This window comes from Thauera sp. DNT-1 (assembly GCF_055393985.1).
The window spans coordinates 2923625-2944699 of the sequence record NZ_AP043752.1 but is presented as its reverse complement, the minus strand read 5'-3'; the positions used below and the strand labels follow the sequence as shown (position 1 = coordinate 2944699).

Here is a 21075-nt window from a genome sequence, read left to right as displayed (position 1 = left end):
CGAGCGACTCAGCGCACCGCTTCGCCTCCCGGACAGGCACGCAGCTCGGTGACGCCGCCATCGGAGGCGATCAGCGCGGACAAGGGCCTGCAGGACTCGCCATCTGCACACCACTCGTAGTCGGCGGTATAGGCCGAGCGCGTGAGGCGCAGCACGGCGTGGCGGCTGCGCGGGTGCCACTCCCAGGCGCCATCGCGCAGCACCGCGCCCTCCGCCGGTTCCATTCCCGCCCCGTGGCCGCGCACGCGCACGCGCTCGAGCACCAGCCCCCCGTCTTCCACCCGCCACGCCTCCTCCCAGCGCACGCGCTCGATCGAGTGCGTCCACGCCAGGGTGAAGGCGTTTGCGGCGACCACCGCGGCAGCGACGCTGGTGGCGAGGCAGACCGCCATCAGACGGTGAGCGCCTGTGTGTCGCGCGAGCGCCAGATATGCCAGCCCAGCACCAGCGCCGCCAGGCCGAAGCCGAGCTCGTCGGTGATCGGCAGCGCGACCACCAGCATGGACGCGGCGACAAAGGCGAGCACGCGCTCGAGCGGGTTCATCGGCGAGCGGAAGTAGCCGACCACCGCCGTACCCCACAGCGTGACGGCGAGCAGGGCCTTGAAGACCACGTACAGCGTCGCCTCGAAGCCCTTGTCGCCCTGCAGCATGAGCTCGGGCGCATACACCGCCATGTAGGGCACGATGAAGCCGGCGATGGCGATCTGTACCGCGCGCACGCCGATCTTCAGCCCGCTCTCCTTGGCGATCGGCGCCGCGGCGAAGGCGGCGAGCGCGACCGGCGGGGTGAGGTCGGCCATGATCCCGAAATAGAACACGAACATGTGCGAGACGATCAGCGGCACGCCGAGCTCGAGCAGCGCGGGTGCGGCGATCGAGCTGGTGATGATGTAGTTCGGGATGGTCGGGATGCCCATCCCGAGCACCAGGCAGGTGAGCATGGTGAGCAGCAGCGAGACGAACAGGCTGTCGTCGCCGATCTGGATGATGTAGCCGGCGAAGGCGGTGGCGCCGCCGGTCAGGGTCAGCGAGCCGATGATCACGCCCACCAGCGCGCAGGCCACGCCCACCGGCAGCGCGTGCAGCGCGCCGTCCACCAGCGCCCTCACCGCCAGGCGCAGGGTGTGGCGGCCATCGGCGCGCGGCGCGAGCAGCACCGCGAGCACCGCCACCACCGCGACCACCGAGATGATCCCGACCTTGGCGAAGGCCGAGCAGGCCAGGCCGAGCACGATCCAGAACAGCAGGCGCAGCGAGGTGCCGTTGAGATGGCGCGCCAGGCTGCTGCCGAACAGCAGCACCACGGTCAGCGCCAGGCCCACCATGCCGGCGAACATCGGCGTGAAGCCGGCGAAGAGCAGGTAGACCAGGCCGACGAGCGGCAGCAGCAGGTACCAGCGCGCGCGGATCGCCACCCACGGGTCGGGGCACTCCTCCTTCGGCAGCCCCTTCAGCCCGGCGCGGCCGGCCTCGAGGTGGACCATCCAGAACACGGTGAAGAAGTACAGCATGGCGGGGATCGCCGCCGCCTTGGCGATCTCGACGTAGGGCACGTTGATCGTCTCGGCCATGATGAAGGCCACCGCACCCATCACCGGCGGCATGATCTGCCCGCCCATCGAGCTGGTGGCCTCGACCGCGCCGGCGAAGGCCGGCGTGTAGCCGAACTTCTTCATCAGCGGGATGGTGAACTGGCCGGTGGTGACCACATTGGCCACCCCCGAGCCGTTGATCGTGCCCATCAGGCCGGACGACACCACTGCGACCTTGGCCGGGCCGCCCTTGGTGTGGCCTACGGTGCCGAGGGCGAAGTTGGTGAACAGGTCGATCATGCCCGCCTGCTCGAGGAAGGCGCCGAACAGGATGAACAGGAAGATGTAGGACGAGGACACGTAGGTCGGCGTGCCGTAGATCCCCTCGGTGCCGAAGGCGAGCTGGCCCACCACCTGGTCCAGCCCATAGCCGCGGTGGGCGAGCTCGCCCGGGAGGTACTCGCCGAACAGGGCGTAGGCGAGGAAGCCGAGACAGATCAGCGGCAGCGCCAGCCCCATGATGCGGCGCGCAGCCTCGAACACCAGCACCAGCGTGACGACGCCCACCACCATGTCGGCCTGGGTGAGCTCACCGGCACGCTGCACGAGGTCGGCCTCGTAGATCCAGTGATAGCCCGACAGCAGCAGCGCGCCGAAGCCGATGACCTTGGTCGCCAGGCTGGTGCGCCCCTGCCCGCCCTGCACAGGATGGAGCAGGAAGGTCAGCAGCAGCAGGAAACCGACGTGCAGCGCGCGCACGACGGTGCTCGACAGCGGGCTGAAGGCCGAGGTGACGAGCTGGAAGACCGAGAACAGGCTCGCGCTGTAGAAGACGACGCGCAGCATGCCCTTGCCGGCGACGGCGACAGGCGAATCGACGGAGGAGCTCATGGCAGTTCCGGAGAGGGAAGCGGGGCACGGCCCGCCCAGGCGCGGCGATGCGCACCCGGGCGGCGGGCGAGAGGGCTTACTGGATCAGGCCCTTCTCGCGATAGAACTTCTCCGCACCCGGATGGAGCGGGATCGGCAGGCCTTCGACCGCCTTCTCGAGCTTGATCTGGCGGCCGGCGGAGTGCGAGTTGCCCAGCCGCTCGAGGTTGTCGAAGAGGCCCTTGGTCATCTGGTAGGCGACCTCGTTCGAGACCTTGTCGTTGGTCACGAGCAGGTTGTTGATCGCCACCGTCGGCACCTCGGCGGCCTGGCCCTCGTAGGTGTTGGCCGGGACCGCGGCCGCACGGTAGGCGGGGTCGCCCACCTTGGCCACCACCTCGGCCGGCACCGGCACGAAGTTGACCTTCACCGCCGCCGACAGGTCGCGCAGCGCCGCCACGCCGAGGCCGGCCGACTGCAGGGTGACGTCGATCTGACGGTTCTTCATCAGCTCGACCGATTCGCCGAAGGGCAGGTATTCGACCTTGGCGAAGTCCGCGTAGGAGAGGCCCGCGGCCTTCAGGATGGCACGCGCGTTGATCTCCGTTCCCGAGCGCGGCGCGCCGACCGAGATGCGCTTGCCCTTGAGGTCGGCGAGCGTCTTCACGTCGGCGTCGGCCAGGGCGACGATCTGGATGTAGTTGGGGTAGACCGAGGCGATCGCACGCAGCTTGTCGAGCGGCTTGGCGAAGCCCGCATCGGCGTTGCCCTTCCAGGCGTCGGACACCGAGTCGGCAAGCGAGAAGCCGATCTCGCCACGGCCCGCCTGCAGCAGGTTGAGGTTCTCCGCCGAGGCCTTGGTGGCCTGCACCTGGACCTTGCTGTCGGGAATGATCTCGCCGTAGAGCTGCGACAGGGTGACGCCGAGCGGGTAGTACACCCCGCTGGTGCCGCCGGTCAGCACGTTCACGAAGGTGGCGGCCGAGGCCGCGGTGGTCATGGCGACGAACACGGTGCCGAGGGCGCACTTGCGGATCAGGGACTTCATCGATGACTCCTCCTTGGAATAAATATCGATTATCTGCCCATCGATGGACAGCCACACTTTAACAACACCCCCGCCCGCAGCGCACCACCGCGGTGCTCGGCGTTTTCCCTGATAGGCGAACGCGTCCGGCCGCCACTTGCGCACTTCGAATCCCGCGCAGCGGCGGTTGCGCACGGGCGACCCCAGGGGTCTATCCCGGGGATTCCCCCTCTTCCCCGGCGCGTGGGCGATCTGCTACAACCGCCGCTCCGCAACCCTTCCGGCCTACGCTCGCACACGCGTCCAGCCGTCCCAACCCCATGGAAACAGTCGATACCGTCGTGATCGGCGCCGGCGTGGTCGGCCTCGCCTGTGCGCACAGCCTCGCCCGCAGCAGGCGCGAGGTCGTGATCGTCGAGCGCGAGACCGCCTTCGGCACCGGCATCAGCGCCCGCAACAGCGAGGTGATCCACGCCGGGCTGTACTACCCGCCCGGCTCGCTCAAGGCCCGCCTGTGCGTGGAGGGCCGCCAGCGCCTGTACGCCTGGTGCGCGCAGCACGGAGTCAACCATGCGCGCTGCGGCAAGCTGGTGGTCGCCAGCACCGCGACGCAGGCGCCGGCCCTGCAGGCGATCGCCGAACGCGCGCGCGCCAACGGCGTGGACGACCTGCGCCACATCGACGCCGCCGAGCTCACCGCGCTCGAGCCGGCGCTCGCCGGCCACGGCGCGCTGCTGTCGCCCTCGACCGGCATCGTCGACAGCCACGGCCTGATGCTGTCGCTGCTCGGCGAGGCCGAGCGCCATGGCGCGATGCTGGCGCTCGGCAGCCCGGTGCTGGAGGGCCGCGCGGAGGCCGACGGCATCGTGCTGCGCATCGGAGGCGAGGCCGCCACCGCGCTGAAGGCAAAGCGGGTGGTGAACGCCGCGGGGCTGGATGCGCCGGCGCTCGGGCGCGCGATCCTGGCTCCGGCCTCTGCGCAGGCGCCTCAGGCGCATTACGCGCGCGGGGTGTATTTCAGCTACGCGGGCAAGGCGCCGTTCTCGCGCCTGATCTACCCGATCCCGGAGCCGGGCGGGCTGGGCGTGCACCTGACCCTGGATCTGGGCGGACAGGCGAAGTTCGGTCCCGACGTGGAGTGGATCGCCGCGCCGGACTACACCGTGGATCCAACGCGCGTGGAGCGTTTCGCCGGCGCGATCCGGCGCTGGTGGCCGGACCTGGACGCGCAGCGGCTGCAGCCGGGCTATGCCGGCGTGCGCCCGAAGATCGTCGGCCCCGGCGAGCCCGACGCCGACTTCCGCATCGACGGCCCGTCGGCGCATGGCACGCCGGGGCTGGTGCATCTCTACGGCATCGAATCGCCCGGCCTCACCGCGGCGCTCGCGATCGGCGAGCACGTCGCGGCGCTGCTCGCGGCCGAGGGGCGCTGACTCCGCAGCGCTCCCCGGCGCACAGGTCCGACCCCGATCAGGCCGCGGCGTCCATCGCCGCGGCGAGGAGGTCGAGGCCTTCGTCGAGCACCGCCTGCTCGATGGTGAGCGGCACCATCAGGCGCAGCACGTTGCCGTAGCTGCCGCAGGACAGCAGCAACAGGCCGCGCTGCAGCGCCGCGGCGATCACCGCCTTGGCGATCTCCGGCGCCGGACGCGCATGGTCGCCATCGTGGAAGAACTCCACCGCCACCATCGCGCCCAGGCCGCGCACGTCGCCGATGCACTTGTGGCGCGCCGCCATGTCGCGCAGGCGGCGCTGCATGTGCTCGCCGATCGCGAGCGCGCGCTCGCACAGCTTCTCCTCTTCCATCACGTCGAGCACGGCGAGCGCGGCGGCGCAGGCCATCGGCGCGCCGGCATAGGTGCTGCCGAGGCCGCCCGGGGCGAGCGCGTCCATGACCTCGGCACGGCCCACCACCGCCGCGACCGGGAAGCCGCCGCCGAGGCCCTTGGCCAGGGTGATGATGTCGGGCACCACGCCGCTGTGTTCGACCGCGAACATCTTGCCGCAGCGGCCGATGCCGGACTGGATCTCGTCGGCGATCAGCAGAATGCCGTGCTTGTCGGCGAGCGCGCGCAGGCGCTGCAGGAACTCGGCGGGCGCGGGGTAGTAGCCACCCTCGCCCTGCACCGGCTCGACGATGAAGGCGGCGACGCGACGCGCCTCGATGTCGTTCTTGAACAGCAGCTCGATGCCGTGGATGGCGTCCTCCACGCTGATGCCGTGCAACGCGCAGGGATAGGGGGCATGGTAGATCTCGCCAGGGAAGGGGCCGACGCCGAGCTTGTAGGGGTCGACCTTGCCGGTGAGGCCGAGCGCGAGCAGCGTGCGGCCGTGGAACGCGCCGTTGAAGGCGATCACGCCCGGGCGGCCGGTGAAGGCGCGCGCGATCTTGACCGCGTTCTCGACCGCCTCGGCGCCGGTGCTCACCAGCATGGTCTTCTTCGCCGCATCGCCCGGGGCGAGCGCGTTGAGGCGCTCGGCCAGGCGCAGGTAGCCGTCGTAGGCCACGACCTGGAAGCAGGTGTGGCTGAAGTGGGTGAGCTGCGCCTGCGCCGCGGCGACCACGCGCGGGTGGCAGTGACCGGTGTTGACCACGGCGATGCCGGCGACGAAATCGATGAAGCGGCGGCCTTCGACGTCCCACACCTCGGCATTGAGGGCCTTGGTGGCGAACAGCGGGTGGGCCTGGCCCACGCCGCGCGGCAGCGCGGCGGCGCGACGGGCCATGAAGTCGGCGTTGTGCAGGCCGGGGGGGATGGTGTTGGCGTTCATGGGTGTCTCCTGTCGATTCGCTTGGGGGGGACGGCGGCTCACTGCACGCCGCCCATGCACAGATACTTGACCTCGAGGTAGTCCTCGATGCCGTACTTGGAACCTTCGCGGCCGAGGCCGGAGGACTTCATGCCGCCGAAGGGCGCGACCTCGGTCGAGATGATTCCGGTGTTGATGCCGACGATGCCGTACTCGAGCGCCTCGGCGACGCGCCACACGCGGTTCATCGAGTTGGCGAAGAAATAGGCGGCGAGGCCGAACTCGGTGTCGTTGGCCATGCGGATCGCCTCGGCCTCGTCCTTGAAGCGGAACAGCGGCGCCACCGGGCCGAAGGTCTCCTCGCGCGCCACCTTCATCGCCGGGGTCACGTCGGCCAGGATGGTGGGCTCGAAGAAGCTGCCGCCGAGCGCGTGGCGCTTGCCGCCGGCGAGCACGCGCGCGCCCTTCTCCACCGCGTCGGCGATGTGCTCCTCGACCTTGGCCACCGCGTTCATGTCGATCAGCGGGCCCTGGGTGCTGCCCTCGGCGAGGCCGTTGCCCACCTTCAGGCGCGCCACCGCGGCGGCGAGCCTGGCGGCGAAGGCGTCGTACACACCGTCCTGCACCAGCAGGCGGTTGGCGCACACGCAGGTCTGGCCGGTGTTGCGGTATTTGGAAGCGATCGCGCCCTCGACCGCGGCGTCGAGGTCGGCATCGTCGAAGACGATGAAGGGCGCATTGCCGCCGAGCTCGAGCGAGAGCTTCTTGACGCTCGGCGCGCACTGCGACATCAGCTTGACGCCGATCTCGGTGGAGCCGGTGAAGGTGAGCTTGCGCACGATCGGGTTGGCGGTGAGCTCGCCGCCGATCTCGGCCGCGCCGCCGGTGAGCACGCTGAACACGCCCTTGGGAATCCCCGCGCGCTCGGCGAGCACCGCCAGCGCGAGCGCCGAGTACGGCGTCTGCGTGGCGGGCTTGAGCACCATCGTGCATCCGGCCGCGAGCGCCGGGCCGGCCTTGCGCGTGATCATCGCCGCGGGGAAGTTCCACGGCGTGATCGCCGCGCACACCCCGATCGGCTCCTTGGTGACGACGATGCGCTTGTCGGGCTGGTGGCCGGGGATCACGTCGCCGTAGATGCGCTTGCCTTCCTCGGCGAACCACTCGATGAAGGAGGCGGCGTAGAGCACCTCGCCGCGCGCCTCGGCGAGCGGCTTGCCCTGCTCGCTGGTCATCAGCACGGCGAGGTCTTCCTGGTTGGCGAGGATGAGCTCGAACCAGCGCCGCAGGATCTTCGCGCGCGCGCCGGCGGTCAGCGCACGCCACGCCGGCCATGCGGCGTTGGCGGCCGCGATGGCGCGCCGGGTCTCGGCCGCGCCCATGCGCGGGATGGTGCCGAGCACCTCGCCCGTGGCCGGGTTGCGGATGCTCGTGGTGGCGCCGTCGTCGGCGTCGATCCACTGCCCATCGACATGGCAGCGGGTGCGGAAGAGGTCGGGATCTTTCAGGTTCAGGCTCATGGTCGGGGTCCGTCGGGTGGTCGGGGGAAAGCTTGGGTTCTTGGAGTCGGTGCCGGGGGTGGCGCGAGCGCGGCGCTCAGCGGCGCGCGCCACGCATGCGCTCGGCGCGCCGGCGCAACCATTCGAGCGTCATCAGCATCAGCGTCGACAGCACGATCAGGATGGTCGCGACTGCCGCGATGGTCGGGCTGATGTTCTCGCGGATGCCGGCGAACATCTGCCGCGGCAGCGTCGCCTGCTCGGGGCTGGCGAGGAAGAGCGTGACCACGACCTCGTCGAAGGAGGTGGCGAAGGCGAACAGGCCGCCCGAGATGATCCCGGGCGCGACCATCGGCAGGGTGACGCGGAAGAAGGTGGTGAGCGGGTTGGCGCCAAGGCTGGAGGCCGCGCGCACCAGGTTGAAGTCGAAGCCCTGCAGCGTCGCGGTCACCGTGGTGACGACGAAGGGCACGCCGAGGATGGCATGCGCCAGCACCAGGCCGGTGTAGCTGCCGGTGAGGCCGAGCGGGGCGAAGAAGATGTACATCGCCACGCCGATCACCACCACCGGCACCACCATCGGCGAGATCAGCACCGCGGTGAGCAGCGCCTTGCCGGGAAAATCGGCGCGCACCAGGCCGATCGAGGCCAGCGTGCCGAGCACCATCGCCAGCAGGGTGGCGAGCGGCGACACGATCAGGCTGTTCATCAGCGCCTGGCGCCAGGCCGGCGAGGTGGCGAACTCCTCGTACCAGCGCAGCGAGAAGCCCGACATCGGGTACATCAGGAAGCTGTCGGCGTTGAAGGACAGCGGCACGATGACCAGGATGGGCAGGAACAGGAAGGCCAGGATCAGCCCGACCAGCCCGCGCATGCCGTAATACCATGCCCGTTCCACGGGCGAAGCGTAGGGTTGCAGCATCGTCGTCGTCCTCAGCGCGCCTTCATGTACTTGACCCGGGTCGGCCCGAGATAGCGGGCATAGACCATGTACAGCAGCAGGGTCGCCGCCAGCAGCACCGCGGAAAGCGCGGCGGCCATGCCCCAGTTGATCGTCTGGTTGGTGTAGAAGGCGATGAAGTAGCTCAGCATCTGCTCCTTCGGACCGCCGAGCAGCGCGGGCGTGATGTAGTAGCCCATGCACATGATGAACACGAGCAGGCCGCCGGCGCCGATGCCGGGCAGGGTCTGCGGGAAGTAGATCTTCCAGAAGCTGCGGAAGGGCGGGCAGCCGAGCGAGAGCGCGGCGCGCACATACACCGGCGAGATGCCCTTCATCACCGAGTACAGCGGCAGCACCATGAAGGGCAGCAGGATGTGGACCATCGCCACATACACGCCGAAGCGGTTGAAGAGGAGCTGGAGCGGGCTGTCGGTGAGGCCGAGCCACATCAGCAGGCGGTTCACCAGGCCCTCGTTCTGCAGCAGCACGATCCACGCCGCCACCCGCACCAGCACCGAGGTCCAGAACGGCAGCAGCACGAAGACCATCAGCATGTTGCTGTGGCGGGTGGACAGATTCGCCATCAGGTAGGCCACCGGGAAGCCGAGCACCAGGCAGCACACGGTCACGACCAGGCTCATCCAGAAGGTGCGCAGCAGCACGTCCACATAGATGCGCTCGTCCGCGGGGGCGGCGACGATGTTGCCGTCGGCGTCGATCGTGCGGTCGATCGCGGCGAGCAGGTAGAACGGCGTCAGCGCGCCGCCGGCGCGGTGGATCGCCTGCCAGGTGGCGAGCTCGCCCCACTGCGCGTCGATCGCCAGCAGCGCCTCGCGCGCCGGCACGGCAGGATCGAGCGGCAGCTTGCGCGCGGTCTTCATGACCAGGCTGCGGTAGCCGGCGTCCTCGCGGTTCAGGCGCTTGGCGATCGCGGCGATCGCCGGCGAGCCCTTGGCCGCGGCGAGCTCGTCGGCGAGCGCGCGGAAGGCGGCCTCGGCCGGTGGCGCGCGACCGTCCCAGTCCTCGAGCGCGGCCAGCGTGCGCGGCAGGTTGTCGTGGATCTCGGGGTTATCGACACCGATCGTCAGCAGCGAGCCGATCGGCCAGATGAAGGCCACCAGCACCACCAGCGCGAGCGGCAGGATCAGGGCGCCGAAGAGCAGGTTGCGGCGGCGCTCGGCGCGGCGCAGGCGCTTCTTCAGCGGCGTGCCATTGCCCTCGGCGGGCAAGGGAACGGCAGCGGAGGTGTCGACGGCAGTGCTCATGGACGAGTCCGTTCGGGCAGATGGAGACGGTGGCCGCGCGTTGCGGCCGCCAGCGCGGGCCGGACGCCCGCGGCGGCACGGGCATGCCCGCGCACGGGCATGCGACGAAGGCAGCGCTCAGCGCGCGGCCCAGGCGTTGAAGCGCTGCTCGAGGTTCTCGCCGTGCTCGACCCAGAACTCGGTATCGGTCGCCATCGCGCCCTTCATGTTCTCGGGCGCGGTCGGCAGGCCGGCGGCGACCTTGGCGTCGATCGCCGGCACCGCCTTCAGGTTGACCGGGCCGTAGGCGATCTCGCCCGAGAACACCGCCTGGTTCTCCGGCTGGCTGGCGAAGCGGATGAACTTGAGCGCCTCCGCCTTCTTCGGCGAGCCCTTGGGGATGGTCCACGAATCGACGTCGTAGATGCTGCCGTTCCACACCACCTTGAGGTTCTTGCCTTCGACCTGCGCGGCGGAGATGCGGCCGTTGTAGGCGGCGCTCATGACCAGGTCGCCCGAGGCGAGCAGCTGCGGCGGCTGCGCGCCGGCCTCCCACCACTGGATGTTGGCCTTGAGCTTGTCGAGCTTGGCGAAGGCGCGGTCGACACCGGCCGGGGTGGCGAGCACCTTGTAGACCTCGCTCGTCGGCACGCCATCGGCGAGCAGGGCGAACTCGAGGGTGTACTTCGCGCCCTTGCGCAGCCCGCGCTTGCCGGGGAATTTGTCTACGTTCCAGAAGTCCGCCCAGGACGTCGGCGCCTCCTTGAGGCGGTCGGCGTTGTAGGCGAGCGCGGTCGACCACACGAAGATGCCGACACCGCATTCGCTCACGGCGGCAGGGACGAAATCGGCCTTGTCGCCCACCTGCGCGAAGTCGATCTTCTCGAACAGGCCTTCCTCGCAGCCGCGCACCAGCTCGGGCGACTCGACCTCGAGCACGTCCCAGGTCACGTTGCCGGCCTCGACCATGGCCTTCACCTTGGCCTGCTCGCCGTTGTACTCGCCGGCGACGACCTTGACCCCGGTGGCCTTGGTGAAGGGCGCGTAGTAGGCCTTGTCCTGCGCCTTCTGCGAGGCGCCGCCGAAGGAGATGACGGTGATGTCGGCCGATGCGGTGCCGACGGCGCCCCCGAGGGCGACGAGGACGGCGGCGCGAAGGAAGGATGCGGCGTGCTTCATGATGTGTCTCCGGTTCTGGTTATGTGGGTGCTGCGGGTGAAGACCGGCGGCCGGCCGGGACTGCGGATGCGGCGGTGGGCGGATGCCTCAGTGCGCCGCGGGCACGTCGAGCGCCCGCGTGTGCGCCGGATCGAGCCCGACGCGGATCGCGTCGCCGGGGCGCAGCGAGCGGTCGAGCTGCGAGACCGGCGCCTTGATGGTGAATTCGTGCTTGCCGGCGAGTTCGATGCGCAGGCGGATCTGGTCGCCGAGATAGATCAGCTCGCGCACGGTGGCGTCGAGCCGGTTGGTGCCGCCCTCCTCCCCGGCGAGCCGCACGCGCTCCGGGCGCACCGCGATGCGGGTGCGGCCGCCGGCGCCGACGTTGCCGGTGCGCGCGCGCAGCAGCGTGCCGCAGTCCAGGCGCACGTCGCACTCCTCGCCCGCCACCGCGACCACGGTGCCGTCGAGCGCGTTGTTCTCGCCGATGAAGTCGGCGACGAAGGAGTTCGCGGGGTATTCGTACAGGGTCTCGGGGGCGTCGATCTGCTGGATGACCCCCTGGTTGAACACCGCGATGCGGTCCGACATGGTCAGCGCCTCGCTCTGGTCGTGGGTGACGAACACCACCGTGATGCCGAGGTTCTGCTGGATGTGCTTGATCTCGAGCTGCATGCGCTCGCGCAGGTTCTTGTCGAGCGCGCCGAGCGGCTCGTCCATCAGCACCAGCTGGGGATCGAACACGAGCGCGCGGGCGAGCGCGATGCGCTGCTGCTGGCCGCCGGAGAGCTGCTGCGGGTAGCGGTTGCCGAAGGCCTCGAGCTGCACCATGCCGAGCGCGCGCTTCACCCGCGCCTCGACCTCGTTCGCCGCCAGCTTGCGCACGCGCAGCGGGAAGCGCAGGTTGTCGGCCACCGTCATGTGCGGAAACAGCGCATAGTTCTGGAACACCATGCCGATGTTGCGGCGGTAGGGCGGCACCCGGTTGATGACCTCGCCGTCGAGGCGGATCTCGCCGCCGGTGGGCGTCTCGAAGCCGGCGAGCATCATCAGGCAGGTGGTCTTGCCCGAACCGGACGGCCCGAGCAGGGTGAGGAACTCGCCGCGGCGAATGTCGAGATTCAGGTCCCGCACGATGAGGGTTTCGCCGTCGTAGGTCTTCTGGACGTTGCGAAAGCTGACGTGGGCTGCCTGGCTGTTGTGGACCGCTTCCATCTGTCTCCGTCTCCTGCAAGGGGCGCTGTGCGCTCTGGCGATCGAATCCTAGGCCACGAATTGGCCCAGGCTTGATCCAATTACTTATAATTTAATAGAACCAATTTTTGCTGCACTGCAATGGATTGCCGACTCAGCTGCGAGCTCATCGCCCACGCTTATGCGGAACAGGCGCCCTCGTCCAGCGCCCGCGCGCGCCTCTACCTCGCCATCCGCGAGGCCATCATCGCGCGCCGCCTCGCCCCCGGCACCGCGCTGCCGCCCACCCGCACCCTGGCGGCGGATCTGGCCTTGGGGCGCAACACCGTGGTGCGGGTGTACGACCAGCTCATCGTCGAGGGCTACCTGGACAGCCGGGTGGGCTCGGGCACCTTCGTCTCCGACGCCGTGGCCGCTACCGCGCCGCAGCAAAAACCGCGGCGGATGGTCGGCGCGCGCAGCGAGGGATTGTCGAAAAGGGGGTGCCGGATCGCCGCCGATGCGCTGTCGAGCCGCGTGCAGGCGGGCGCATTCATGCCCGGCTTCCCGGACGTCACCCATTTTCCCTTCGCCACCTGGCGCAAGCTGGTCGCCAAGCAGATGCGGCTCGAGCAGCGCCACCTCGCACAGTACGGCTACGGCGGCTACGGGCCGCTGAAGCTGGTGCTCGCCGAATACCTGCGCGTGACCCGCATGATGTCGTGCAGCCCGCAGCAGATCCTGATCCTGAACGGCTCGCACCAGGCGCTCGACCTGTGCGCGCGCATGCTCGCCGACGTCGGCGACGTGGCGTGGATGGAGGATCCGGGCTACTGGGGGGCACGCAACGTGCTGTCCGCCTGCGATCTCGCCATCCACCCGGTGCCGGTGGACGCGCAGGGCATCCATCCGCAGGCCGAGGACTGGGACCATCCGCCGCGCCTGATCTTCGTGTCGCCCTCGAGCCAGTACCCGACCGGGGCGGTGATGTCGCTCGAACGCCGGCTCCGCCTGCTCGAATACGCCGAGAAGAACCGCATCTGGATCATCGAGGACGACTACGACAACGAGATCCGCTACCACGACCACCCGGTGGCCTCGCTGTTCGGCCTGTCGGCGGCGCAACGGGTGATCTACGTCGGCACCTTCAGCAAGGTGATGTATCCCGGCCTGCGCCTGGCCTACCTGGTGGTGCCGGAGGATCTCGTCGAGGCCTTCACCACCGGCAACGCCGAGCTCTACCGCGAGGGCCGCATGCTCGAGCAGGCGGCGCTGGCCGAGTTCATCGACGGCGGCCATTTCACCACCCATATCCGCCGCATGCGCGGCATCTACGAGGAGCGCCGCGACCGCCTCATCGAGGTGCTGCGGCGCCACCTCGCCGGCATCGCCACGCCGGCCGGCGGCCTCGCCGGCCTGCACATCCCGGTCCACTTCGAGCGCCCGCTCGACGACGTGCTGCTCTCATCGCAGGCGCTGCGCGAGGGCGTGGTGATGCGGCCGCTGTCGCTCTACGCGATCGACGCCGCCAACCGGCGCCCCGGCATGAACCTCGGCTTCGCGGCGGTCCCGGTGGAGCAGATCGAGGCCCCGGCACTCAAGCTGGTGCGGCTGATCCACGGTCTCCTGCCGACAGGAAGCCGCTGAACGCGGACGAAAAAAATGCGGCCGCCGGTCGAAACGGACCGGACGAGCCGCAGAGGGGGAGAGGCGGGTAGGACTCAGGCCGCCGCAACGAGCGCGGGGACTGCGTCGAAAAGGTCGGCCACGAGGCCGTAGTCGGCGACCTGGAAGATCGGCGCTTCGGGATCCTTGTTGATCGCCACGATCACCTTGGAGTCCTTCATGCCGGCCAGGTGCTGGATCGCGCCCGAGATGCCGACCGCGATGTAGAGCTGCGGCGCGACGATCTTGCCGGTCTGGCCGACCTGGTAGTCGTTGGGCACGTAGCCCGCGTCCACCGCCGCGCGCGAGGCGCCGAGCGCGGCGCCGAGCTTGTCGGCGAGCGGCTCGAGCAGCTTGTGGTAGTTGTCGCCGCTGCCCAGGCCGCGACCGCCGGAGACGATGACCTTGGCCGCGCCCAGTTCGGGGCGCGCGCTCTTGACGATCTCGCGACCGACCAGCGCGGTCACGCCCAGGTCGGCCGCCGCCGCGACCGCCTCCACCGGCGCGGCGTTGCCGCCGGCTTCGGCCGCGTCGAACGCGGTGGTGCGCACGGTGATCAGCTTGATCGCGTCGGCGCTCTTGACGGTGGCGAGCGCGTTGCCGGCGTAGATCGGGCGCACGAAGGTGTCGGCGGACTCGACCGCGACGATGTCGCTGATCTGCGCCACATCCAGCAGCGCGGCCACGCGCGGCAGCATGTTCTTGCCCGCCGGCGTCGCCGGCGCGAGCACGTGGCTGTAGCCGCCCGCCAGACCCTTGACCAGCTCGGCGACGTTCTCCGCGGTCTGCGCCTCGTACTGCGGCGCGTCGCACACCCGCACCTTGGCGACGCCGGCGACCTTCGCCGCCGCATCGGCCGCGGCTGCGCAACCGGCGCCGGCCACCAGCACATGGACGTCGCCGCCCAGCTTCGCGGCCGCGCTCACGGTGTTGAGCGTGGCCGCCTTGATCGATTGATTGTCGTGTTCGGCAATGACGAGAATGGCCATGTTCAGATCACCTTCGCAACGTTCTTGAGTTTGTCGATCAGCTGGGCCACGTCGGCCACGCGCTCGCCGGCGCTGCGCTTGGGCGGCTCGGCGACCTTGAGCGTGGCCAGACGCGGCGCGACATCCACGCCCAGGTCGGCCGGCTTCACGGTGTCGAGCGGCTTCTTCTTGGCCTTCATGATGTTGGGCAGCGTCGCGTAGCGCGGCTCGTTCAGGCGCAGGTCGGTGGTCACCACCGCCGGCAGCTTCACCGACAGGGTCTCGAGGCCGCCGTCGATCTCGCGCGTCACCGCGGCTTTCCCGTCGGCCAGCGTCACCTTGGACGCGAAGGTCGCCTGCGGCCAGCCCGCCAGCGCCGCCAGCATCTGGCCGGTCTGGTTGGCGTCGTCGTCGATCGCCTGCTTGCCGCAGATCACCAGCTGCGGCTGCTCCTTGTCGCACACCGCCTTCAGGAGCTTGGCCACCGCCAGCGGCTGCAGCTCGACGTCGGTCTCGACCAGGATGCCGCGGTCGGCACCGATCGCCATCGCCGCGCGCAGGGTCTCCTGGCAGGCGCCCACGCCGCACGACACCGCCACCACCTCGGTGGCCACGCCCGCTTCCTTCAGGCGCACCGCCTCCTCGACGGAGATCTCGTCGAAGGGGTTCATGCTCATCTTGACGTTGGCCAGGTCCACGCCGCTGCCGTCGGCCTTGACGCGAACCTTGACGTTGTAATCCACCACGCGCTTTACGGGTACGAGGATCTTCATGCTGTTCCCTTGTGTTCGTCTTCTGTGTTCTTGTTCCGGCTCAGACCACGCCGTCCGCACGCAGGCGGGCGATCGCCCCGGCATCGAGACCGAGCGTTGCGGCGAGGATCTCGTCGGTGTGCTCGCCGAGCATCGGCGGCGGCAGGCGGTAGTCCACCGGCGTGGCCGAGAGCTTCATCGGGCTGGCGACGAGCGGCAACTGGCCGGCGACCGGATGCGGCATCGTCACCTTCATCTCGCGCGCCTGCACCTGCGGGTCGGCGAAGACGTCGGCCAGGGTGTTGATCGGACCGCAGGGCACGGCGAGCGCCTCGAGCTTCGTGATCCACTCCGCGGTGCCGCGCTCGACGGTGAGCTTCTTCAGCAGCGGGATCAGCGTGGCGCGATTGACCACGCGCGCGCGGTTGGTGGCGAAGCGTTCGTCGGTCGCGAGCTGCGGCGCACCGGCGGCCGCGCAGAAGCGCGCGAACTGCCCGTCGTTGCCGATGGCGAGGATCATGTAGCCGTCGGCGGTCGGAAAATCCTGGTAGGGCACGATGTTGGGGTGCGCATTGCCCAGCCGCTTCGGGCTCTGCCCGGTGGCGAGGTAGTTGCCCGCCTGGTTGGCGAGGCAGGCCACCTGCACGTCGAGCAGTGCCATGTCGATGTACTGGCCTTCGCCGCTGCGCTCGCGCCAGGCCAGCGCGGCGAGCACGGCGTTGGTGGCGTACAGGCCGGTGAGGATGTCGGTGAGCGCCACGCCCACCTTCATCGGGCCACCGCCCTCCTCGCCGTCGGGCCGGCCGGTGATGCTCATCAGCCCGCCCAGGCCCTGGATCAGGAAGTCGTAGCCGGCGCGCGGCGCATACGGCCCGTCCTGGCCGAAGCCGGTGATCGAACAGTACACCAGGCGCGGATTGACCGCCTTCAGGCTGTCATAATCGAGGCCGTACTGCGCCAGGCCGCCGACCTTGAAGTTCTCCAGCACCACGTCGGACTCGGCGGCGAGCCGGCGCACCAGCGCCTGGCCCTCGGCCTGGGTGATGTCGATGGTGATCGAGCGCTTGTTGCGGTTGGCGCACAGGTAATACGCCGCCACGTCGGTGTCGGCGCCCTGCTCGTCCTTGAGCCAGGGCGGCCCCCAGCCGCGGGTGTCGTCGCCGGCACCCGGACGCTCGACCTTGATCACGTCCGCGCCGAGATCGGCGAGCATCTGCCCGGCCCAGGGGCCGGCCAGAATGCGAGACAGGTCGAGGACGCGGATGTGCGACAGGGCGCCGGGCATCGGGGGTCTCCGGGGACTCAGTTGCTGAACGCGGCGAGGCCGGTGATGGCGCGGCCGAGGATCAGCGCATGCACGTCGTGGGTGCCCTCGTAGGTGTTGACCACCTCGAGGTTCACCAGGTGGCGGGCCACCGGGTACTCGTCCGAGATGCCGTTGCCGCCGAGCATGTCGCGCGCCATGCGGGCGATGTCGAGCGCCTTGCCGCAGGAGTTGCGCTTGATGATCGAGGTGATCTCGACCGGGGCGATGCCCTCGTCCTTCATGCGGCCCACGCGCAGCACCGCCTGCAGGCCGAGGGTGATCTCGGTCAGCATGTCGGCGAGCTTCTTCTGGATGAGCTGGTTGGCGGCGAGCGGACGGCCGAACTGGTTACGGTCCATCGTGTACTGGCGGGCGGTCTCGTAGCAGGCCTCGGCGGCGCCGAGCGCACCCCAGGCGATGCCGAAGCGCGCCGAGTTGAGGCAGGTGAAGGGGCCCTTGAGCCCGCGCACGGTCGGGAAGGCGTTCTCTTCCGGCACGAAGACCTCGTCCATGACGATCTCGCCGGTGATCGAGGCACGCAGGCCGACCTTGCCGTGGATGGCGGGCGCGGAGAGGCCCTTCCAGCCCTTCTCGAGGATGAAGCCGCGGATCTGGCCTTCGTCGTCCTTGGCCCACACCACGAACACGTCGGCGATCGGGCTGTTGGTGATCCACATCTTGCTGCCGGAGAGGCTGAAGCCGCCATCGACCTTGCGCGCACGGGTGATCATGGAGCCCGGGTCGGAGCCGTGGTTCGGCTCGGTGAGGCCGAAGCAGCCGATCCATTCGCCGGTGGCGAGCTTGGGCAGGTACTTCTGCTTCTGCGCCTCGGTACCGAATTCGTTGATCGGCACCATCACCAGCGAGCTCTGCACGCTCATCATCGAACGGTAGCCGGAGTCGACACGCTCGACCTCGCGGGCGATCAGGCCGTAGCACACGTAGTTGAGGCCGGAGCCGCCGTACTGCTCGGGGATGGTGGCGCCGAGCAGACCGAGTTCGCCCATCTCGCGGAAGATCGCGGCATCGGTCTTCTCGTGGCGGAAGGCCTCCTGCACGCGCGGCAGCAGCTTGTCCTGGCTGTAGGCGCGCGCCGTGTCGCGCACCATGCGCTCGGTCTCGGTCAGCTGCAGGTCGAGCAGCAGCGGGTCTTCCCAGTTGAAGCTAGCCTTGTTCGAAGCCATGTCGTGTCTCCTCGTGCGATCGGTCGTGCAGGCGGCTGCCTGTGTGTGATTCGCATCCTATGAACTCCGGAAGCGCAGCTCAAGCGATATTTCTGCAGTAATCTGTGCCTTTCCGGAACTCCGAAAGAAAATCTCGACCGCCATGCGCAAGAAGATCCCCAGCACCGCCGCGCTGCTCGCCTTCGAGGCCGCCGCGCGCCACGAGAGCTTCACCCGCGCCGCCGAGGAGCTCGCGCTCACGCAGAGCGCGATCTGCCGGCAGATCGGCGCGCTCGAGGACTTCCTCGGCGTGCCGCTGTTCCGCCGCACCCGGCGCGGCGTGCAGCTCACCGAGGCAGGACTGAGCTACAGCCGCCAGATCGCCCCGCGGCTGGATGCGATCGAGCACGACACGCTCGCGGTCATGGCACACCACGGCGCCGGCAGCGTGCTCGAGCTGGCCGTCGTGCCGACCTTCGCCACGCGCTGGCTGCTGCCCCGCCTGGCCGGCTTCCAGGCGCGGAACCCGGACGTGGTGGTGAACATGCACACCCAGACGCGGCCGTTCCTCTTCGACCAGACCGAGTTCGACGCCGCGATCTACTTCGGCGACACCGGCTGGCCGGGCACCGAGGCGCACTTCCTGATGCGGGAATATCCGGTGCCGGTATGCAGCCCGGCCCTGCCCGGCGTGCGCGAGCAGATGAGCCCGGACGAGGTCGCCGAGCTGCCGCTGCTGCAGCAGACCACCCGCCCCTACGCCTGGCGGCAGTGGTTCGCCTCGGCCGGCGTGCGCCCCGCGAACGACATGGGCGGCATGCGCCTGGAGCTGTTCTCGATGCTCGCGCAGGCGGCGATCGAGCGCATGGGCGTGGCGCTGATCCCGCCCTTCCTGATCCAGCAGGAGCTCGCCGCCGGCAGCCTGATCAGCCCCTGCCTGCGCAGCTTCCCGAGCACGCGGGCGTACTACCTGATCGTGCCCGAGGGCAAGGCGGAACGGCCGGCGCTGACGAACTTCCGCGAATGGCTGGTCGAGGAAGCGCGCGCCACGCCGCTGTAGGGGCGCCCTCAGGCGTTCACATAGGCACGGATGCCCGCTGCGATGAACTCCACCGCGAGCGCCGCCAGCACCAGGCCCATCAGCCGGGTCATGATGTTGAGTCCGGTGCGCCCGGCCAGGCGGCTGATCGGACCGGCCAGGTTGAAGGCGAACCACACCACGACGCCCATCACGAGGCCGGCGCCGAGCAGCATCAGCACCGTTCGCGTACCCTGGTCGGCGTAGATGATCACCGTGCTGACCGTGCCCGGCCCGGTCAGCAGCGGGATCGTCAGCGGCACCACGGCGATGTTGGCGCGCTCGGCGGCCTCGTCGGTTTCCTCGGGGGTGGTGCGGCTCGGCGCGGGCTGGGCGTTGAACATCGAGATCGCGACGATGAACAGCAGCACGCCGCCACCGACCTGCAGCGAGGGCACGGTGATGCCGAAACCCGCCAGGATGTACTGGCCGGCGAGCGCGGTCACGGTGATGACGAGGACGGTCGCCAGTGCGGCGGTACGCGCGGTGCGGCGGCGTTCGAGGGACGATTGCCCCTGGGTCAGGCCGATGAAGGCCGGGATGGCGCCGAAGGGGTTGATCAGGGCCGCCAGCGTGATGAAGATCTTCGCGAATTCCATTCGATTTGCTCCTGCGGGCGGGCGGGCATCCCCGCCGTCGTCCCGCGACGCGCAGACTACGATGCCGGCCGGACCCACCGCAAATCGACGTGGGCGCGGACGCAATGCGCGGCTTGACCGGCCAAAAGATTCATCTGATACTCCACTTTAAATATCCTACCAGAGCCCCCGATGTTCTTCTCCGGACCGAGAGACAGGCTGCGCGCCAGCGAAGCCGAGAACCTGCTGCTCGAGCAGGCCAACGCCGCCCTGCAGGAACGTATCCGCGACCTCGAGGCGGAGCAGTCCGAGCTGCGCGCGCAGACCGACGCCTTGCGCCGCGAGCGTACCGTGCTGGGCGGCGTGTTCGCCAGCCTGGGCAGCTTTGGCGACTCGCTCGGCGGCGTGCGCGAATCCTTCCTGGGCCTCGCCGGCACCCTCAACCAGGAAAAGGCATCGGCGCTCGAAGCGGCGGCGCAGTCCGACACCAGCCGCGCCGCGTTCGAGCGGATCGCCGGCAATCTCCACGCCACCTTCGAGCGCATGGGCGAGGCGTCGGGGAACGTCGGCATCCTGAGCCGTCGGGCCGAGGAGATCGGCGGCATCGTCCGCCTGATCAAGGAGATCGCCGACCAGACCAACCTGCTCGCCCTCAACGCGGCGATCGAGGCTGCGCGCGCCGGCGACGCGGGACGGGGTTTCGCGGTGGTGGCGGACGAGGTGCGCAAGCTTGCCGAGCGCACCGCGAAGGCCACCACCGAGATCGCCACCCTGGTCGAGAACATCCAGGACGAGACGCGCGCCGCGCGGGAGGTCATGGAGTTCGGCGCCGCCGACGCCGGACGCCACGCCGCGGACAGCACGCAGGCCGTCTCCAGCATGAAGCACCTGCTCGAGCTGTCGCGCCGCATGGAACGGGCGGTGACCTCTTCCGCCCTGCTCGCCAACGTCGAGCTCGCCAACATCGACGAACTCGCGCTCAAGCTCGAGGTGTACAAGGTCTTCCTCGGCGTATCGACGCTGCGCCCCGCAGACCTGCCCGACGAGCGGCACTGCCGCCTCGGCCAGTGGTACTACGACGGCGAGGGACGCGAGCACTTCGCCGGGCTGCCGGGCTACGGGGAACTCGAAGACCCGCATCGCGCGGTGCACGTGCATGCGCGGCGCGCCGTGGAACTGCACGCACAGGGCCGACTGGAGGAGGCGCTCGCCGAACTGCAGGCGATGGAGCGGGCAAACCTGACGGTGATGCGCGGCCTCGGCAGGATGCTGGACAAGGCCGTCGGTCGCTGAGTACGCGCCGCGCCGGCATCCGGCGTGCGCGACGGGCGCCGCTCAGACGCCGGGCGCAGCGGCGACCGGATCC

General features: G+C 69.6%; 18 protein-coding genes. 4 read left to right on the top strand and 14 right to left on the bottom strand.

Annotated features, from left to right (window positions below; genetic code table 11):
• Positions 1-8 precede the first annotated feature (8 nt).
• From ACZ5PP_RS13555 to ACZ5PP_RS13545, 3 genes are all read right to left on the bottom strand, one after another.
• The gene (locus tag ACZ5PP_RS13555; RefSeq protein ID WP_004314490.1) at positions 9-392 is read right to left on the bottom strand and encodes a DUF1850 domain-containing protein; all 384 of its coding nucleotides are present in this window, start codon (positions 390-392) and stop codon (positions 9-11) included.
• On the bottom strand, positions 392-2425 hold the full coding sequence (locus tag ACZ5PP_RS13550; protein WP_043742108.1) for a TRAP transporter permease: 2034 nt from the start codon (positions 2423-2425) through the stop codon (positions 392-394). Before ACZ5PP_RS13550 ends, ACZ5PP_RS13555 begins: the two co-directional genes overlap by 1 nt.
• A 76-nt stretch (positions 2426-2501) precedes the next feature.
• Positions 2502-3452, bottom strand: a complete 951-nt coding sequence (locus ACZ5PP_RS13545; protein ID WP_004314492.1) for a TAXI family TRAP transporter solute-binding subunit — start codon at positions 3450-3452, stop codon at positions 2502-2504.
• A 299-nt stretch (positions 3453-3751) separates the two neighbouring features.
• Here ACZ5PP_RS13545 and ACZ5PP_RS13540 point away from each other — a divergent pair, with 299 nt between their 5' ends.
• On the top strand, positions 3752-4864 hold the full coding sequence (locus tag ACZ5PP_RS13540; RefSeq protein ID WP_012584443.1) for an NAD(P)/FAD-dependent oxidoreductase: 1113 nt from the start codon (positions 3752-3754) through the stop codon (positions 4862-4864).
• Between the two features lie 37 nt (positions 4865-4901).
• Here the strand turns inward: ACZ5PP_RS13540 and gabT are convergent, their stop codons facing one another.
• The 6 genes from gabT to ACZ5PP_RS13510 all read right to left on the bottom strand — a co-directional run bounded on the left by gabT (position 4902) and on the right by ACZ5PP_RS13510 (position 12241).
• Positions 4902-6203, bottom strand: coding sequence for a 4-aminobutyrate--2-oxoglutarate transaminase (gene gabT, locus ACZ5PP_RS13535; protein WP_043742103.1), 1302 nt, complete (start codon positions 6201-6203; stop codon positions 4902-4904).
• 38 nt (positions 6204-6241) lie between these two features.
• The gene (gabD, locus tag ACZ5PP_RS13530; protein WP_043742100.1) at positions 6242-7702 is read right to left on the bottom strand and encodes an NADP-dependent succinate-semialdehyde dehydrogenase; all 1461 of its coding nucleotides are present in this window, start codon (positions 7700-7702) and stop codon (positions 6242-6244) included.
• Positions 7703-7778: 76 nt separating this feature from the next.
• Complete coding sequence (locus ACZ5PP_RS13525) at positions 7779-8603, bottom strand: ABC transporter permease (protein ID WP_004314498.1); 825 nt, start codon at positions 8601-8603, stop codon at positions 7779-7781.
• An 11-nt stretch (positions 8604-8614) separates the two neighbouring features.
• A complete protein-coding gene (locus ACZ5PP_RS13520) occupies positions 8615-9889 on the bottom strand; it encodes an ABC transporter permease (RefSeq protein ID WP_012584440.1) in 1275 nt (424 codons plus the stop codon).
• A gap of 117 nt (positions 9890-10006) precedes the next feature.
• A complete protein-coding gene (locus ACZ5PP_RS13515; RefSeq protein ID WP_138860561.1) occupies positions 10007-11047 on the bottom strand; it encodes an ABC transporter substrate-binding protein in 1041 nt (346 codons plus the stop codon).
• Between the two features lie 87 nt (positions 11048-11134).
• Positions 11135-12241: an ABC transporter ATP-binding protein gene (locus ACZ5PP_RS13510; RefSeq protein WP_043742097.1), complete on the bottom strand. Its 1107-nt coding sequence runs from the start codon at positions 12239-12241 to the stop codon at positions 11135-11137.
• Positions 12242-12361: 120 nt separating this feature from the next.
• On the opposite strand from ACZ5PP_RS13510, the gene pdxR reads away from it, so the two are divergent.
• Positions 12362-13846 (top strand): MocR-like pyridoxine biosynthesis transcription factor PdxR, encoded by a 1485-nt coding sequence (gene pdxR, locus ACZ5PP_RS13505; RefSeq protein WP_004308175.1) that lies wholly within the window; start codon positions 12362-12364, stop codon positions 13844-13846.
• Positions 13847-13920: 74 nt separating this feature from the next.
• Here the strand turns inward: pdxR and ACZ5PP_RS13500 are convergent, their stop codons facing one another.
• Genes ACZ5PP_RS13500 through ACZ5PP_RS13485 form a run of 4 tightly spaced genes read right to left on the bottom strand, consistent with a single transcriptional unit; the run spans position 13921 to position 18074 of the window.
• Positions 13921-14853, bottom strand: coding sequence for an electron transfer flavoprotein subunit alpha/FixB family protein (locus ACZ5PP_RS13500; protein WP_043742094.1), 933 nt, complete (start codon positions 14851-14853; stop codon positions 13921-13923).
• 2 nt (positions 14854-14855) lie between these two features.
• On the bottom strand, positions 14856-15605 hold the full coding sequence (locus ACZ5PP_RS13495; RefSeq protein WP_012584435.1) for an electron transfer flavoprotein subunit beta/FixA family protein: 750 nt from the start codon (positions 15603-15605) through the stop codon (positions 14856-14858).
• 40 nt (positions 15606-15645) lie between these two features.
• Positions 15646-16869 carry a CaiB/BaiF CoA transferase family protein gene (locus ACZ5PP_RS13490; RefSeq protein ID WP_043742092.1) on the bottom strand — a complete coding sequence of 408 codons (1224 nt, stop codon included), beginning with the start codon at positions 16867-16869 and terminating at the stop codon, positions 15646-15648.
• 17 nt (positions 16870-16886) lie between these two features.
• Entirely contained in the window at positions 16887-18074 is a 1188-nt protein-coding gene (locus ACZ5PP_RS13485) for an acyl-CoA dehydrogenase (protein WP_004321123.1), read from the bottom strand.
• Positions 18075-18216: 142 nt separating this feature from the next.
• On the opposite strand from ACZ5PP_RS13485, the gene ACZ5PP_RS13480 reads away from it, so the two are divergent.
• The gene (locus ACZ5PP_RS13480) at positions 18217-19113 is read left to right on the top strand and encodes a LysR family transcriptional regulator (RefSeq protein ID WP_004321119.1); all 897 of its coding nucleotides are present in this window, start codon (positions 18217-18219) and stop codon (positions 19111-19113) included.
• 8 nt (positions 19114-19121) lie between these two features.
• Here the strand turns inward: ACZ5PP_RS13480 and ACZ5PP_RS13475 are convergent, their stop codons facing one another.
• A complete protein-coding gene (locus ACZ5PP_RS13475; RefSeq protein ID WP_004321114.1) occupies positions 19122-19730 on the bottom strand; it encodes a MarC family protein in 609 nt (202 codons plus the stop codon).
• Between the two features lie 171 nt (positions 19731-19901).
• Here ACZ5PP_RS13475 and ACZ5PP_RS13470 point away from each other — a divergent pair, with 171 nt between their 5' ends.
• Entirely contained in the window at positions 19902-21002 is a 1101-nt protein-coding gene (locus ACZ5PP_RS13470) for a methyl-accepting chemotaxis protein (protein ID WP_004321113.1), read from the top strand.
• The last annotated feature ends 73 nt before the right edge of the window (positions 21003-21075 follow it).

Coding starts and splice junctions, on each gene's coding strand:
- ACZ5PP_RS13515 (WP_138860561.1), bottom strand. CDS start 11,047: ATGAAGCACGCCGCATCCTTCCTTCGCGCCGCCGTCCTCGTCGCCCTC.
- ACZ5PP_RS13470 (WP_004321113.1), top strand. CDS start 19,902: ATGTTCTTCTCCGGACCGAGAGACAGGCTGCGCGCCAGCGAAGCCGAG.
- ACZ5PP_RS13520 (WP_012584440.1), bottom strand. CDS start 9,889: ATGAGCACTGCCGTCGACACCTCCGCTGCCGTTCCCTTGCCCGCCGAG.
- ACZ5PP_RS13500 (WP_043742094.1), bottom strand. CDS start 14,853: ATGGCCATTCTCGTCATTGCCGAACACGACAATCAATCGATCAAGGCG.
- ACZ5PP_RS13485 (WP_004321123.1), bottom strand. CDS start 18,074: ATGGCTTCGAACAAGGCTAGCTTCAACTGGGAAGACCCGCTGCTGCTC.
- ACZ5PP_RS13555 (WP_004314490.1), bottom strand. CDS start 392: ATGGCGGTCTGCCTCGCCACCAGCGTCGCTGCCGCGGTGGTCGCCGCA.
- ACZ5PP_RS13545 (WP_004314492.1), bottom strand. CDS start 3,452: ATGAAGTCCCTGATCCGCAAGTGCGCCCTCGGCACCGTGTTCGTCGCC.
- gabD (WP_043742100.1), bottom strand. CDS start 7,702: ATGAGCCTGAACCTGAAAGATCCCGACCTCTTCCGCACCCGCTGCCAT.
- ACZ5PP_RS13475 (WP_004321114.1), bottom strand. CDS start 19,730: ATGGAATTCGCGAAGATCTTCATCACGCTGGCGGCCCTGATCAACCCC.
- ACZ5PP_RS13550 (WP_043742108.1), bottom strand. CDS start 2,425: ATGAGCTCCTCCGTCGATTCGCCTGTCGCCGTCGCCGGCAAGGGCATG.
- ACZ5PP_RS13490 (WP_043742092.1), bottom strand. CDS start 16,869: ATGCCCGGCGCCCTGTCGCACATCCGCGTCCTCGACCTGTCTCGCATT.
- ACZ5PP_RS13480 (WP_004321119.1), top strand. CDS start 18,217: ATGCGCAAGAAGATCCCCAGCACCGCCGCGCTGCTCGCCTTCGAGGCC.
- ACZ5PP_RS13525 (WP_004314498.1), bottom strand. CDS start 8,603: ATGCTGCAACCCTACGCTTCGCCCGTGGAACGGGCATGGTATTACGGC.
- ACZ5PP_RS13495 (WP_012584435.1), bottom strand. CDS start 15,605: ATGAAGATCCTCGTACCCGTAAAGCGCGTGGTGGATTACAACGTCAAG.
- ACZ5PP_RS13510 (WP_043742097.1), bottom strand. CDS start 12,241: ATGGAAGCGGTCCACAACAGCCAGGCAGCCCACGTCAGCTTTCGCAAC.
- ACZ5PP_RS13540 (WP_012584443.1), top strand. CDS start 3,752: ATGGAAACAGTCGATACCGTCGTGATCGGCGCCGGCGTGGTCGGCCTC.
- pdxR (WP_004308175.1), top strand. CDS start 12,362: ATGGATTGCCGACTCAGCTGCGAGCTCATCGCCCACGCTTATGCGGAA.
- gabT (WP_043742103.1), bottom strand. CDS start 6,203: ATGAACGCCAACACCATCCCCCCCGGCCTGCACAACGCCGACTTCATG.